Below are 14523 nucleotides of genomic sequence, written 5' to 3' on the forward strand. Positions count from 1 at the left end.
AGGAACCGTGAGGGAGCGGTGAGGGTGCCGTTCCTACCGTCTCCTCAGACGGCCGCACCCCGCGTCCGGAAGGAGAAGTATGTACGGCACCTACCTGCGGCGCGAACTCGCCGGCCGCACGAAACAGACCGTGATCGTTGCGGTCGGCCTCGCGATCGCCATCGCCCTCGTCATCGTCGTCAACGCCCTCTCGGCGGGTGTGCGCGACGCGCAGTCGCAGGCGCTGTCGTCGGTCTACGGCGTCGGCACCGACCTCACCGTGACCGGCGCGCAGACCGAGCCCGGTCAGGGCGGCGGGCCGCGCTTCGATTTCGGCGCCGATGACGGAGCGACCAGCGACGGCACCACGACCCTCAGCCAGTCGCGGCTGATGACCGACATGCGACGCGGCACGCTCGACGCCTCGACGGTGTCGACCGTGAGCGGACTCGACGGCGTCTCGGCCGCCACCGGCGCACTGTCGCTGACCAACACCACGTTCTCCGGGCAGTTGCCCGACCGCAGTGCCGGTCAGGGCCAGGTCCCGCAGATGGGTGAGCCCCCCGCGGGCGGCGGTCCCGACGGCGACGGCGGCAGCGCCTTCGGCATCGACTCGTTCAGCGTGCTGGGCATCGACCCCGCGGCATCCGTCGGTCCCCTCTCCTCCGTCACGGTGACCGAGGGCCGCGCCCTCGACGCGTCCGACACCGGCGCGAACGTCGCCGTCGTCGACGCCACGTACGCCGCGAGCGCGCAACTCGCCGTCGGCGGAACGCTCGACGTGGCCGGCACGGCCCTGCAGATCGTCGGCATCGTCGCCTCCGCCTCGGCCGAGGCCGACACCGCCGCGAATGTGTACCTGCCGCTCGACGTCGCGCAGACGCTCGCCGGTGTCGGCGATGTCGTCTCGACCGTGTACGTGCAGGCGACGTCGGCGGATGCCATCGACGCGGTGCAGAGCGAGATCACCGCCGCGCTGCCCGACGCCACCGTCAGCTCGCAGTCGGAGCTCGCCGCGACCGTCTCGGGGTCGCTGTCGAGCGCGTCGTCGATGATCTCCAACCTGGGCACCTGGCTGTCGATCGTGGTCCTGCTGGTCGCTCTGGCCCTCGCCGTCCTCTTCACGATCTCCGGCGTCGCCCGCCGCACGCGGGAATTCGGCACCCTCAAGGCCATCGGCTGGTCGAACGGCCGCATCGTGCGTCAGGTGGCGGGCGAGTCGCTCGCGCAGGGTCTGCTCGGCGGTGTCGCGGGGTTGATCCTGGGGCTCGGCGGCATCCTGCTGGTCAACGTGATCTCGCCCACCATCTCGGTGTCGTCGGCGACCTCGGCCGGCCCCGGTGGTCAGGGTGGAGGACCCGGCGGTTTCGGGCAGGGCGGCCCCGGCGGCTTCGGCCAAGCGGCGTCTCAGGCCACCGAGATCGTGCTCAGCGCGCCCGTCACCCCCGTGGTCGTGGTGGCCGCGGTCGGCATCGCCGTCCTCGGCGGTGTGCTCTCCGGCGCCTTCGGAGGATGGCGCGCCGCCCGCCTCAGCCCCGCCGCCGCCCTCCGCTCCGTCGCCTGACCGGCACCCCTTCGAAGGAGACATCATGACTCTCACCGCCCCCACCCTCACCACCACCGCCTACCGTCTGCAGGGCGTGACCCGCACCTACCGCCAGCGCGAGCGCATGGTGCAGGCCCTGGCCGGCATCGACCTCGACATCGCCGCGGGCGACTTCGTCACCGTCCAGGGACCGACCGGCGGCGGCAAGTCGACGCTGCTGCAGATGCTCGGCGCCCTCGACCGCCCCACGAGCGGGTCGGTCATGCTCGGCGACGTCGACATCGCCGCGGCCTCGAACGCCGATCTGTCACGCGTGCGGGCCGAGCAGATCGGCTTCGTCTTCCAGGGCTTCAACCTCATCCCCACTCTGACCGCCGCCGAGAACGTCGACATGGGCCTCGAGCCGCTCGGTCTCGACCGGGCCGAGCGTCGTCGGCGGGTGACCGAGTCGCTCGCGCGGGTCGGCCTCGACGACCGCGCCGACCACCGGCCCGGCGAGCTGTCGGGCGGCCAGCAGCAGCGCGTCGCAATCGCGCGCGCCGTCGCGAAGCAACCGCGGGTGTTGCTCGCCGACGAGCCGACCGGAAACCTCGACGAGCGCATGCGCGACGAGATCCTCGACGTGCTCGGGCAGCTGAACGCCGAGGGACTCACGCTGGTCGTGGTCACGCACGATTCGGCGGTGGCCCGCCGTGCCCGTCGGCGCCTGCGCCTGGCGAAGGGCGTGGTCGCCGACATCACCCGCGGCTGACGCTCCGGCGCTCTCGTGACGAGCGGAGGGCTTGGGGCCAAGGGAGGATGAACCCCCGGCATCCGGTCCTCCCATCCCCCCATCCCCTCCGCTCATCACGCCGCCCGCCCGCCGAACCCACCTCGTGACGAGCGGAGGGCTAGGGGCCAAGGGAGGACAAACCCCCGGCATCCCGCCCTCCCTTCCCCCCATCCCCTCCGCTCATCACGCCCGCCGCCCCAAACCGGCCGAACCCACCCCGCGACCAGCGGAGGACCAAGGACCAAGGGAGGACAAACCCCCGGCATCCCGCCCTCCCTTCCCCCCATCCCCTCCGCTCATCACGCCCGCCGCCCCAAACCGGCCGAACCCACCCCGCGACCAGCGGAGGACCAAGGGCCAAGGGAGGACAGACCCCCGGCATCCCGCCCTCCCTTCCGCCCATCCCCTCCGCTCGTCACGTCCCCCGCCCGCCGAACCCACCTCGCGCCGAGCCAAGCGAGGGGCCGAGCAGCGCCCAGCCCCACCGCCCCACGCGTCAAGCCCCTCCGCCCCTCGCGTCAAGACCCGACGGGCCCACGGCATCCGCGCTCTACAGTCGAATTACGCCGACCGAGGGGATGCCATGGCCGCCCGCAACACGCGACTGATGCGCTGCATGCCCGACGACCTCTTCGCGGTGCTGTCCGACGGCTGGCTGTACCCGGTGTGGGTGGTCGGGGCGGCGCGCATGCGCGACGTCGACCCGGAGTGGCCGCGCGAAGGCACGCGGATCCATCACTCCCTCGGCGTCTGGCCCGTCATGATCCACGACGAGACCGAGATCGTCGAGTGGGATCCCCCGCGTCGTCTGCGCCTACGGCCGCAGGCCGGCATCCTCGGTCGGGGGGTCATCCGCATCGACGCATACCCGCACCCGTTGGGTACGGCGGTGACGATCGTCGAGGAGCCGGTGTCGGGCGCCGCCGCGCTTCTGCCCGGGCTGCTGTGGAGGCCCCTGCTCGTCCTGCGCAACCACGAGTGCTTGAATCGCCTGGCGTTCCTCGCCGAGGGCCGCCGCGAAGAGCGAGAGGCTCGCGAGCTCGATCACCGCACCGAGACGCCCGATCCGCGCGAAGGCACGGCGTCACCGCAGGCTCGCGCCGATGTGCGCGAGTCCGACGTCTGACGCTCGAAACCGCCCGGTCGGGCCGGTGAGAGGTCACCGCTCGGGACGCGTCTCGCTCCCCGTCGACCCGGGCTGCTCCGTGCTGTGGCGCAGCTCGTCGACGTAGAGGTTCGCCTCATCCGTCGTGCGGTTGCGGTAGGCGGCACGCCCGACCATGTGGGCGGCGAGCGGCGCGGTCGCGAACTGGATGAGCACGATCGGGATGCCGAAGGCCAGCGCCTCCCATGACCGCAGCGACAGCTCGACGGCGATGACGATCAGCAGCACGCCCAGCACCTGCGGCTTGGTCGCCGCGTGCAGCCGCGTGGGTACATCGCGCCAGCGCAGCAGCCCGATGGTCGCGGTCAGACACAGCACCGCGCCGATGAGCACGAGCACGAGCGCCACGGCGTCGAGAACGGCCTCGATCGTCATCGCGGGTTCTCCTTCCGGGCGACGAAGCGGGCGACGGCTATCGAGCCGAACACGCCGATGGCGGCGATCACCAGCATCGCGGGCAGGGAGCGCGTGTGCTGGTTGATCACCATGTCGGCCCCGAGGATGCAGACGACCTCGGTCAGCAGCACGTCGGCGGCGACGGCGCGGTCGAGGATCGACGGTCCGATGACCAGGCGGATCAGCGCGAGCACCGCGGCGGCGGCGAAGACGACGAGGATCACGGCGACGAGAACGGTGGTCATGGCGAGGCCCTCCGCCCTCGAGCGGTCGGGTCGGCGTGATGCGCCGAGCTGTCGGCGATGCGGGCGCGCAGCTCTTGCAGCTCTTCCTTCGACCCGACGGCGCGCGTGATGCGCGCCTCCCATCGCAGCACGACGCGGCGCTGGTGCTCGGCGTCTTCGTCACTGCGCACCCCGATGGTGTGCAGGAACAGCGTGCGGTTCTCGCGGTCGACGTCGACGATGAGCGAACCGGGGATGAGGGATGCCGTGACGGCGGTGTGCGCCATGATCACGTCGTCATCGACGCGCAGCGGCACCGCGATGATCGCCGCGCCCGGTTGGCGACGCAGGTCGAGCACCTGCCAGGCCACGATCAGCGAGCCCTTGACGACCGCGCCGAGGAAGGTGACGACGAAGACGAGGCCGTACCAGAGGTTGATGCGCCCCGACAGCTCCACGGGCGGCAGGCGGAACACGCGCGTGACGAAGATCGCCATGACGAGGCCCGTCACGACGGCGAGCCAGGTGAACTGACCCCACAGCAGCATCCACAGGGCGACGAGCCACACCAGCAGAGGGAGCTGGTGAAGGAACAGGGTGATCTGCGACCGACGGGAGGGACTCATCGCTGGCCCGCCTGTTCCTGCAGTTGCACGAGCGAGACGCCCTCGGCCACCCGCTCGCCGGCGCGCAGGCAGACGTCGAGCAACGGCCCGGCGAAGACGGTGAGCGACAGGGTCACCACGACCATGCCCGCCGTGGCGACGGTCATGATCTTCGGAATCGTGCGCCGCTCGGTCGAGATCGCCGCGGCGGGGGCGTTGCCGAGGTACGCGATGCGTTCGGAGGTCTCGGCGGAGTCCTCGTCTTCGCGCCAGAACGAGAGGTTCCAGGCGCGCATGAGGGCGTACAGCGTGAGGATCGAGGTCACGATGCCGCCGACGATGAGCACCATCATCACGGGCGTGCCCACCTGCGCACCGGCGTCGAAGAGGGCGTACTTGCCGATGAAACCCGAGAACGGCGGGAGCCCTCCGAGGTTGATGGCCGGAAGGAAGTACAGCACCGCCAGCACGGGCGCCCCGCGCATGAGCCCCTTCACCTTGAGGATCGAGGTGCTGCCCGCGCGGCGCTCGATGAGGCCGACCGCGAGGAACAGGGTCGTCTGCACGATGATGTGGTGGACGATGTAGTAGATCGTCGCGCCGATGGCGAGCGGGGTGTTGATCGCCAAGCCGAAGATCATGTAGCCGATGTGGCTCACGAGGGTGAACGACAGGATGCGCTTGAGCTCGGCCTGCGCGACCGCGCCCAGGATGCCGACGATCATCGTCGCCAGCGCGATCATCATCAGCAGGAAGTTGAGGTCGTTGTTGTCGAACAACTGCGTCTCGGTGCGGATGATCGCGTAGACGCCGACCTTGGTGAGCAGACCCGCGAACACGGCCGTCACGGGAGCGGGGGCGGTCGGATAGGAGTCGGGCAGCCAGAACGACAGCGGGAACACCGCCGCTTTGATCGCGAAGGCGAGCAGCAGCATGATGTGCAGGATCGTCTGCGTGTCCTGCGGCAGCAGGGCCATGCGCTCGTTGATCTGCACCATGTTCACCGTGCCGAGGGCGCCGTAGACCATCGCGATCGCCGCGAGGAAGAGGATCGACGACACCAGCGACACGACGATGTAGACGACGCCGGTGCGGATGCGTGACTCGGTGCCGCCCAGGGTGATCAGCACGTAGGAGGCGACCAGCAGGATCTCGAAGCCGACGTAGAGGTTGAACAGGTCGCCGGCGATGAAGGCGTTGAAGATGCCCGCGCCGAGGATCAGGTAGGCCGGATAGAAGATCGAGACCGGGGTATCTTCGTCGTTGTCGGCGGCACCCTGGCCGATCGAGAAGAGCAGGACCGCGAGCAGCACGATGCTGGTCACGACCACCAGCAGCGCCGCGAGCACGTCGACGTAGAGCACGATGCCGTAGGGGATGTCCCACGCGGCGATCGCCACCGCGATCGGACCACTCGTGTCGACCGTGACGAGCAGGATCGCGCCGAGCACGAGCACGGCCGCCAGGGAGGCGACCGACACGAAGACCTGCACCTTCTTGCGGCGACCGAACACGAGGTTGATCGCGGCGCCGATGAGGGGGATGCCGACGAGCAGGGGAACCAGGGCGCTCACGGGCGATCACCGTCCTCGGGGTCGCGGGGGCGGTCACCGTCGCGGCGCACGGCCACGCGGTCGACCGGAGCGTCGTCGACCAGCGACGACAGGTCGCCCTGGTGGAGCACGCGGATCGGGTTCGCGACGTCGCCGACGAAGTCGGTGGTGACGTCGTCGTCGTCGGAGCGCGACTCCTCGTCCATCGCGTCTTCGACCTCAACGGCCGTCCGCGTGCGCAGCGCCACGTCGTCGGCGTCGTCGACGACGGTGTCGGCCTGGCCCAACTGCCAGGAGCGGTAGATCAGGGCCAGCAGGAACGCCGAGATGCCGAAGGTGATGACGATCGCGGTGAGGGTCAGGGCCTGCGGCAGTGCGTCCGACATGTCGGCGGCATCCGTCTCGCCCCCGTCGTAGAACGGCGCGCGCCCGGGCGCACCCATCACGACGAGCAGCAGGAGGTTGGCCGCATTGCCGAGCAGCAGGAAGCCGATCAGCACACGGGTGAGGCTGCGCTCCAGCATGGCGTAGACACCGCACGCGAACAGCACGGCCATCACGATGATCAGTACGAGGGAGATGCTCATGAGGGCACCACCTCCGCGTCTTCGGGCAGGTGCGACTGGCGGTCGACCTCGGCACCCAGGCTGCGCAGAACGTCGAGCACGAGGCCGATCACCACCAGGTAGACGCCGATGTCGAAGATGGTGCTGGTCACGAACTCCCAGTGCCCTATGAGCGGCAGCTCACCCTCGAAGGTGAAGCTCTGCAGGGGCGCGAAGCCGAAGAGCATCGGTGCGAGGGCGCAGAGCACCGCGATCGCCATACCCGCGCCGAGCAGCCGGCCGGCATCGGTGGGGGCGGCGGCGCCGAGCTCCCAGCGCCCGCCGGCGATGTAGCGCATCACCAGGCCCATGCCGGCGACGAGGCCGCCCGCGAAGCCCCCGCCGGGCAGGTTGTGGCCGGCGAACAGCAGGTAGAGCGACACGATCATGATCGTGTGGAAAAGCACGCGGATGACGATCTCGAGCAGGATCGACCGGTTCTCGGGCTGCACCTTCGCACCCGACACGAGCCACGCACGCGGGGCGCCGGTCTCGCCGACGCGCTGGGCGCGGACGCCCTCGTCGGTCTCGACCAGCGGACGGCGGCGACCGAGGCCGACGACGCTGCGGGCGGTGCCCGAACGGCGCGAGAGGTTGTCGCTGCGGTCGGTGATGAACACGAGCGATGCCACGCCCGTCGCGGCGAGCACGAGCACCGACAGCTCACCCATGGTGTCCCACCCGCGCAGGTCGACGAGCGCGACGTTGACGACGTTCTTGCCGTGGCCGATCTCGTACGCCAGCGGGGGCCACTCGAGCGAGATGGGGGCGTCTTGGCGCGCACCGGTGGCGACGATGGCGACGAGGGCCATGGTCAGGCCGACTCCGGCGCCCAGGACGGCGCGCGCGAGAGGCGCGACCGACTCGTTCTGCTCGCCCATACGGGCGGGCAGGCGCCGTAGCACCAGGGCGAACACCACGAGGGTCACGGTCTCGATGAGCACCTGGGTCAGTGCCAGGTCGGGGGCGCCGCTCGTGGCGAACAGCACGACCATGCCGAGGCCGGTCACCGACACGAGCGCGACGCCGGTGTAACGCTTGCGCGCCCGCACGGCGAGAATGCCGGCCGCGATCATGATCGGTGCCGAGATCAGCTGCGCCGGCGACTGCCACGCGTCGAGCTGCGCGCGCCACTCCGACGACGCCAGCAGCGCCGTGCCTTCGGCGACGACGAGCACCACGAAGATCGTGCCGACGTAGAACGGCAGCGAGCCTCGCTGGAAGCGCGCGGTGATCCACTCCGACGAATGGTCGATCGACCGCAGCGAGAGGTTGTACGCGTCGTTCGCGGTGAACGGCAGCAGACGACGGCGCTTGTGCAGTTGCGTCTTGCGCACCACCCAGAACACCCCGGCGCCGAGGGCGAGAGTGCCCAGCGAGATGAACAGCGCGGGCTCGAGGCCGTGCCAGAGCGCCAGGTGGTACGGGTAGTCGGGCGCGGGCACACCGGGGGTCGCCTCGGGCAGACCGTCGGCGTAGGGGGCGAGCCAGTGGTCGACGATCGGCGAGAGGAATCCGAGCGCGAGCGAGGCGGCCGCGAGCAGCACTGGAGCCGAGAGGAAGCCGATCGGCGGGTCGGGCCAGTCGGTGGTCTCGACGCCGCGCTTCGTCGCGTACGCACCCCACAGGAACCGGATGCCGTACGCCGCCGTGAGAGCGGAGCCGAGCACGACACCCACCAGCGCGACGATCCCCCACCCGACGCCGGCCTCGGCTTCGTGCAGGAGCGCGGTGAGTGCGGTCTCTTTCGCGACGAAGCCCAGGGTCGGGATGACGCCGGCCATCGAGGCGATCGCGATGACGGATGCCGTGGCCATCACGGGAGCCTGACGCCCGAGGCCCGAGAGCTGGCCGATGTCGCGCGTGTTGAGCTGGCGGTCGATGACGCCGACGACGAGGAACAGGCACGACTTGAACAGCGCGTGACTGAGCAGCAGGGCGACGCCGGCGAGAGCGGCATCCCGCGTTCCGTAGCCGAGCATGACCGTCAGGAAGCCGAGCTGGCTGACGGTGCCGAAGGCGAGGATGCGCTTGAGGTCGCGTTCGCGCAGCGCCTGGAACCCGCCGAGCAGCATCGTGAACACACCGAGGGCGATGAGGGTCGGACGCCAGAACGGCGTCTCGGCGAAGCCCGGGGCGAGTCGCGCGATGAGGTAGATGCCGGCCTTGACCATGGCCGCGGCGTGCAGATAGGCGCTGACGGGGGTCGGCGCCGCCATGGCGCCGGGGAGCCAGAAGTGGAACGGGAAGATCGCCGACTTGCTGAGCGCGCCGACGAGCAGCAGCAGCACGGCGATGTCGACGACGGTGCCGGTGGGCGGGGCCGCCAGGATCGCCGAGAGGCTCGAGGTGCCGGCCTGCACGACGATGAGCACGACGCCGATCAGCATGACCAGTCCGCCGAGGGTGGTGACGAGCAGCGCCTGGAGCGCCGCGCGACGGCTGGCCGAGCGGGCGTGGTAGTACCCGATCAGCAGGTACGACAGCACGCTCGTGACTTCCCACAGCATGATCAGAACGACGACGTCGTCGGTGAGCACGAGCCCGTACATCGCTCCGGCGAATGCCAGCAGTACGGCCGAGAACTGACCCACGCCTTGGGTCTTGCCCCGGAAGTACCAGCGGCAGTACAGCATGACGAGCGCACCGACACCCGTGACGACGAGCGTCAGCAGCCAGCCGAGCACGTCCATGCGCATCGACAGCGAGACGCCGATCGCCGGGATCCAGCGGTATTCCTCGAAAGGAATGTCATCCGAGAACACGGCAGGGGCGAGCACGACGGCGTGGGCGAAGGCCAGCGCCGGAAGCACCGCGGCGACGTAGAACGCCCTGGCGCCGATGCGGGAGACCAGCCACGGCAGAAGGATGGGAAGGGCCGCGAACGCGCCGAGGAACATCAACATGCGCGGGCCTCCTCGGGGTCGACGGGCGGATGCCCGGGCTCTCGGGGTGTCGGACCTATTCTATGCGGCGCATGAGAGCCTTCGTGACGACGAATCTCATGTGGTACGCGGCGGCGCCGTGGTCGTCCCCTCGCGGAACGAGCACTCGAGGTCGAGGCCGGAGGGCGTGGCATCCTCGAGCATCGCTGCGACCGCCTCGCCCGCCGCCCGACCCTTGGCGGTGGCCGGCTGCACGAGCGTCGTGAGCACGTGAGGGGCCAGGCCGTCGACCACGACTCCGTCGAAACCGGTGACGCTGACGTCGTGCGGCACCCGCAGCCCCGCCTCCTCGGCCGCGCGGATGACGCCGGCGGCCAGCAGGTCGCTCTGGGCGATGACGGCGGTGGGTCGACGCTCGGCGAAGATCGTGCGCCCGGCGATCGCACCCTCGTCGATCGAGCTGGTCGCCGCGGCGAGCGCGGGAGCGTCGGGGAACACCGCTCTGGCTCCCCGCAACCGGTCGGCGGTGACGTCGACGCCGATGACGGCGTCGTCGGCGATCCAGCCGCGCCGCCGCTCGGCGTCGATGGGAAGCGTGACGACGACGACGTCGCGGTGCCCGAGGGCTGCGAGATGGCTCGCGGCGGCGCGCTGGGCGTCGACGTTGTCGAGCAGCACGCGCGGGATGTCCTCGCCCGCGTCGCCCTCGACGACGACGACCGGGATGCCGCGACCACGCACGACCGCGAGCGAGTCCCGCATGCGCGGGCTGCAGCCGATGAGCACGGCGGCGTCGATGGGCGCCGTGTGCAGCGAGGGTTCGCTCACGGTGACGCCGTCGTCGCGCAGCAGCAACAGAGCCGCACCGAGCCGTGAGACGCCGTCGGCGAGACCGTCCATCATGTGCGTCGTGACCGGGTCGAGGAAGGCCGTGCCCAGATGCTGGTCGAAGACGACGCCGACGATGCCGGAGCGCCCCCGGCGCAGTGACGCCGCGCGCGGGTCGGGTCCGGTGTAGCCGAGGGCCTCGGCTGCGGCGAGCACGCGCGCACGGGTCGCCTCGGAAGTGGGCGTCTTGCCACTGAACACCACCGATGCTGTCGACGGCGAGACGCCGGCCTCACGGGCGACGTCGCTGATGGTCGCGCGACGGGAACTCACGGGGTGATGCTACCCGCGGGGAGCGTGGATGCCGAATCGATTCGATCAGGGTCGAATCGATTCGGTACAGTGTGACCATGCACACCACGCTGACCCGGTCCCAGCTCGTCCGCTGGCACGTCGCCATCTGCGCGATCTTCCTCGCGAGCGGCCTCAGCATTTCGACCTGGGCCTCCCGCGTGCCCGCCATCCGCGAGTCCCTCGGCATCGAGAACTCCGGCGTCGGGCTGCTGCTGCTGGGCATGGGAGTGGCATCCATCATCGGTCTGTCCATCGCACCGGCCGTCATGGCCCGCATCGGGGCGCGCGCGGGCATGCTCGCCGCACTCGTCCTCGTGGGGATCGGCTTGGCCATCATCGGCCTCGGCGCCGACTCCCTGCAGCTCTTCGGCGTCGCGCTCGTGGGTCTGGCCCTGTTCGGCTTCGGCAACGGCACCGTCGACGTGATGATGAACGTCGAAGGCGCCGCGCTCGAGAAGGCCACCGGTCGCACGATCATGCCACTGCTGCATGCGTTCTTCAGCTTCGGCACCGTCATCGGGGCCGGTCTCGGCTTCCTCGCCGTCAGCATGGGCATCCCGGTCATCGCGCACTGCGTCGCCATGGGCATCGTGATCGTCGTCGTCGCCTTCGTGTCGGTGGCGAACGTGCCACGCGCCGAGGTGGCGATGGACGCCCCCGCTGCCGAAGAGCGCGCGCACTGGCGCGAACGCCTCGCCGTCTCGCTGCAGGCGTGGCGCGAGCCGCGTACGTACACGCTCGGCGTGATCATGCTGGGCATGGCCTTCGCCGAGGGCAGTGCCAACGACTGGCTGCCCTCGGCCGTCGTCTACGGGCACGGTGCTCCCGAAGAGGCGGGCCCCGCCGTGCTCGCGGTGTTCTCCGTCGCCATGACCGCGGGTCGCATCGTCGGCGGTCCTGTCGTCGACCGGTTCGGGCGCGTGCTCGTGCTGCGCGTGCTCGCCGGCACGGCGGCTGCCGGCCTGCTGCTGTTCATCCTCGCCCCCTTCGGTCCGCTCGTCTTCATCGGCGCGGCGCTATGGGGCCTCGGCGCCTCGCTCGGCTTCCCGATCGGCATGTCGGCGGCTGCCGACGACCCCGCGAAGGCCGCCTCGCGCGTGGCCGCCGCGGCCACCATCGGCTACGTGGCGTTCCTCTGCGGCCCGCCGATCCTCGGCTGGATCGGCGACCACATCGGCCTGCTCGAGACGCTGCTGATCGTGGTCGGGCTGATCGTGGCATCCGGTCTCTTCTCGGGTGCCGCCAAGCCCCTCGCGGTGACCGAAGCCACCAAGGAGCCCGCGCGGCGCGAGTGAATTCGGCCCACGCCGGAACCGGCACGGCGCATCGAGACGCCTTCCCGCATCCCGTGATCGACAGCCTCGAGAGCGGTGGATCATCCACAGATCGCTGCGCAACCCCTCGTTGACCCCGCGTCCGTGCTTATCGTTGCGTGTATGGGCGGGCAGTACTCGATCGACGTGGCGGGGTTCATCTCGACCACAGACGGCGTGGCGACGGAACTCGAGGTTCTCGGTGAAGCGGTGACCGGGGCTGGCTCCGACCTCGACCGTTTGGCAGATCTCGTCGCCGTCGAAAGAGGCCTCGGTTCCGCGCTGCGCAGCGCGACCGCAGACCGTTCGCAGAATGGCCCGGGCGCGGTTCAGCACGGCGGCGCTGTCGTGACGGCGGCCGGTCGTGTCGCTCTCGCGTACGTGCAGGCTGACGATGACATGGCCACGTCCACCTCACAGGCCGATGCCGCGGCGACCGCCCCGGGTGCACCAGGCGCAAGTCGATATGGGGCGGTGGTGCGGTGACGCTCGTGTCTCCCTCCGACGTTCCCGCGGTGGCGATCGACCCCGTTGCGCTCTCGTCGGTCGCGGCCTCCCTCCATCGGTACGCCGACTCCGTCTCCGACTCGTCCGAGCGCCTGACGACGAGATGGAGCACGCTCCATCTGCATTACCAGGCTCCCGAGGTCGGGGAATTGCTCTCCCGCATGTCCGTCGTGCCCCGAGCGGTCGATGATTTCGCCGCAACCATGAAGCGTGTCGCGACGATCATGGCTCAGCTCGCCGACCACCTCGCGCTGGCCCGTGAGCAAGAGAAGTCCCTGCGCGACGAGATCGACACCTTCCGCGACGCCGTCCGCCGGTTCCGGGCGTCCTCAGACGTCCCTGAGTGGGGGAACACCGGCGACACGTGGGGACCCGGGCAGTTCATCCGCAATCAGACGCTTCTCAGCGAATGCCTCGCGGTGCGCACGCTGCGCGACACCGCGATCGAAGAAGCGCGCGGCGACCTGGCCTCCATCGGTCGGCCCGATCTGCTCCTGCCGCCCACAGAGTCCGTGGATACGCCCACGCCATCCATCTCCGCATGGGCGGCGGAGTACGACGCGGTGGCGGACGACGTCGGTTTCGCGATCCTCGAGAAGCTCAGCGCCGGAACCGCTGACGACGCTCGCGCGCTGCTCGCGCTGCACGATGATTGGCGCCGTCTGTTCCTGGAGAACGCACCGGATGCCGCGGCGGTCAGCACGTGGTGGACCCAACGGCTGACCACGAACCCTCGGGCGCTCGACGCTCTGGTGTTCGGCGCATCGCTGGTCATAGGTTCGCTGGGCGGTGTCCCCCCGGCGAGCCGCGTCGCCGCGAACGCGGTGAACGCGAAGATGCGCCTTCCCGTGATCGATGCCGAGATCCGGCGACTCGATGAGGCCGGTCGAGGCGGCGAGATGGCTGCCGCCGCCGCCGAGCGTAAGGCCACGCTCGAACGCCTCCGTAAGCAACGCGACTACCTCCAGCGCGCCGCCGACGGCGATGTCCAGCTCTACCTGTACGAGCCCGACTCGCACAGCATCATCGAGATGATCGGAACCCTCGACGACACGACGACCGACGTGATCACCTACGTACCCGGCACGTTCACGAGCGTGCACAGTTTCTACGGTGACGAGGTGCAGCAGGTGGGGCGCTGGCTGCAGACCAACGATTCTCGAGTGACCACGTTCGTCTGGAAAGAGGGGCCGTTCCCCGGTGAAGATGCGGACGGCGGTCAGGCGAACCTGGGGCGCATTCTCGAAGCGAACGACGAGCCGGCCGCACGGGCATCAGGCCGTCTCATAGCCGATTTTCAGCGCGAGCTTCTCTGCGCGTCACCCCAGGCCGCATCCGCCCAGCAGGACGCCATGGGTCACTCGTGGGGACTCGCGGCGGTCACTTCCTCCGAGGTAGCCGGTGCGAGATACTCGCAGGTGCACTCACTGGCCGGAGCGGGGATGCCGTCAGGGTGGACGCCCAACGCCGACACTCGGTACTTCCACTGGGGTTACACCGACGCGCTCTCAATCGCGCAGGGAACTGGTGTCGTATGGGACGGACACATCCCCACTCGAGATTCGTCTTTCTCCTCGCACCTCTACAGCCGAGAAGGCGACTTCCCGCTCTATCTGCCTTCTGGAATCGGCTCGGATGCCACCGTCTTCTCGGCCCAACCTCCCCCCTCCATCCCCCTGACGACTCGCCCGCTCGAGAATCACAACCTGATCGCAAGCCAAGACGCGGAGAACCAATCCGCGCTCGAAGACATCTATCGCGAGGTTCGCAAATGACCCGCCCGCCTCTCGC

At 69.9% G+C, this 14523-nt stretch carries 13 protein-coding genes; 6 read left to right on the forward strand and 7 right to left on the reverse strand.

Going from position 1 to position 14523, the window contains the following annotated elements:
* The first annotated feature begins 79 nt into the window (after positions 1-79).
* The 3 genes from QE410_RS16030 (at position 80) to QE410_RS16040 (ending at position 3423) form a co-directional block, all read left to right on the forward strand.
* Entirely contained in the window at positions 80-1543 is a 1464-nt protein-coding gene (locus QE410_RS16030; protein WP_307333835.1) for an ABC transporter permease, read from the forward strand.
* Between the two features lie 25 nt (positions 1544-1568).
* The gene (locus QE410_RS16035; RefSeq protein ID WP_307333837.1) at positions 1569-2276 is read left to right on the forward strand and encodes an ABC transporter ATP-binding protein; all 708 of its coding nucleotides are present in this window, start codon (positions 1569-1571) and stop codon (positions 2274-2276) included.
* 604 nt (positions 2277-2880) lie between these two features.
* Entirely contained in the window at positions 2881-3423 is a 543-nt protein-coding gene (locus QE410_RS16040) for an SRPBCC family protein (RefSeq protein WP_307333839.1), read from the forward strand.
* A gap of 33 nt (positions 3424-3456) precedes the next feature.
* Here QE410_RS16040 and mnhG read toward each other — a convergent pair whose 3' ends face one another.
* From mnhG to QE410_RS16075, 7 genes are all read right to left on the reverse strand, one after another.
* Positions 3457-3837, reverse strand: coding sequence for a monovalent cation/H(+) antiporter subunit G (gene mnhG / locus QE410_RS16045; protein WP_307333841.1), 381 nt, complete (start codon positions 3835-3837; stop codon positions 3457-3459).
* A complete protein-coding gene (locus tag QE410_RS16050; protein WP_154924201.1) occupies positions 3834-4103 on the reverse strand; it encodes a monovalent cation/H+ antiporter complex subunit F in 270 nt (89 codons plus the stop codon). The genes mnhG and QE410_RS16050 overlap by 4 nt, the downstream gene beginning before the upstream one ends.
* Entirely contained in the window at positions 4100-4708 is a 609-nt protein-coding gene (locus QE410_RS16055) for a Na+/H+ antiporter subunit E (protein WP_307333844.1), read from the reverse strand. Before QE410_RS16055 ends, QE410_RS16050 begins: the two co-directional genes overlap by 4 nt.
* Entirely contained in the window at positions 4705-6261 is a 1557-nt protein-coding gene (locus QE410_RS16060) for a Na+/H+ antiporter subunit D (protein ID WP_307333846.1), read from the reverse strand. Before QE410_RS16060 ends, QE410_RS16055 begins: the two co-directional genes overlap by 4 nt.
* Complete coding sequence (locus QE410_RS16065) at positions 6258-6827, reverse strand: Na(+)/H(+) antiporter subunit C (protein ID WP_307333848.1); 570 nt, start codon at positions 6825-6827, stop codon at positions 6258-6260. Before QE410_RS16065 ends, QE410_RS16060 begins: the two co-directional genes overlap by 4 nt.
* Positions 6824-9751: a Na+/H+ antiporter subunit A gene (locus QE410_RS16070; protein WP_307333850.1), complete on the reverse strand. Its 2928-nt coding sequence runs from the start codon at positions 9749-9751 to the stop codon at positions 6824-6826. Before QE410_RS16070 ends, QE410_RS16065 begins: the two co-directional genes overlap by 4 nt.
* A gap of 96 nt (positions 9752-9847) precedes the next feature.
* Positions 9848-10891, reverse strand: coding sequence for a LacI family DNA-binding transcriptional regulator (locus QE410_RS16075; protein WP_307333852.1), 1044 nt, complete (start codon positions 10889-10891; stop codon positions 9848-9850).
* A gap of 77 nt (positions 10892-10968) precedes the next feature.
* On the opposite strand from QE410_RS16075, the gene QE410_RS16080 reads away from it, so the two are divergent.
* The 3 genes from QE410_RS16080 (at position 10969) to QE410_RS16090 (ending at position 14507) form a co-directional block, all read left to right on the forward strand.
* Positions 10969-12207: a sugar MFS transporter gene (locus QE410_RS16080; protein WP_307333854.1), complete on the forward strand. Its 1239-nt coding sequence runs from the start codon at positions 10969-10971 to the stop codon at positions 12205-12207.
* Between the two features lie 141 nt (positions 12208-12348).
* Positions 12349-12711 (forward strand): hypothetical protein, encoded by a 363-nt coding sequence (locus tag QE410_RS16085; RefSeq protein WP_307333856.1) that lies wholly within the window; start codon positions 12349-12351, stop codon positions 12709-12711.
* A gap of 5 nt (positions 12712-12716) precedes the next feature.
* The gene (locus QE410_RS16090; protein ID WP_307333858.1) at positions 12717-14507 is read left to right on the forward strand and encodes a hypothetical protein; all 1791 of its coding nucleotides are present in this window, start codon (positions 12717-12719) and stop codon (positions 14505-14507) included.
* Positions 14508-14523: the final 16 nt, after the last annotated feature.

It is taken from the genome of Microbacterium sp. SORGH_AS_1204 (assembly GCF_030818935.1).
GTDB lineage: Bacteria > Actinomycetota > Actinomycetes > Actinomycetales > Microbacteriaceae > Microbacterium.

Coding starts and splice junctions, on each gene's coding strand:
- QE410_RS16070 (WP_307333850.1), bottom strand. CDS start 9,751: ATGTTGATGTTCCTCGGCGCGTTCGCGGCCCTTCCCATCCTTCTGCCG.
- QE410_RS16080 (WP_307333854.1), top strand. CDS start 10,969: ATGCACACCACGCTGACCCGGTCCCAGCTCGTCCGCTGGCACGTCGCC.
- QE410_RS16030 (WP_307333835.1), top strand. CDS start 80: ATGTACGGCACCTACCTGCGGCGCGAACTCGCCGGCCGCACGAAACAG.
- QE410_RS16035 (WP_307333837.1), top strand. CDS start 1,569: ATGACTCTCACCGCCCCCACCCTCACCACCACCGCCTACCGTCTGCAG.
- mnhG (WP_307333841.1), bottom strand. CDS start 3,837: ATGACGATCGAGGCCGTTCTCGACGCCGTGGCGCTCGTGCTCGTGCTC.
- QE410_RS16040 (WP_307333839.1), top strand. CDS start 2,881: ATGGCCGCCCGCAACACGCGACTGATGCGCTGCATGCCCGACGACCTC.
- QE410_RS16050 (WP_154924201.1), bottom strand. CDS start 4,103: ATGACCACCGTTCTCGTCGCCGTGATCCTCGTCGTCTTCGCCGCCGCC.
- QE410_RS16055 (WP_307333844.1), bottom strand. CDS start 4,708: ATGAGTCCCTCCCGTCGGTCGCAGATCACCCTGTTCCTTCACCAGCTC.
- QE410_RS16065 (WP_307333848.1), bottom strand. CDS start 6,827: ATGAGCATCTCCCTCGTACTGATCATCGTGATGGCCGTGCTGTTCGCG.
- QE410_RS16085 (WP_307333856.1), top strand. CDS start 12,349: ATGGGCGGGCAGTACTCGATCGACGTGGCGGGGTTCATCTCGACCACA.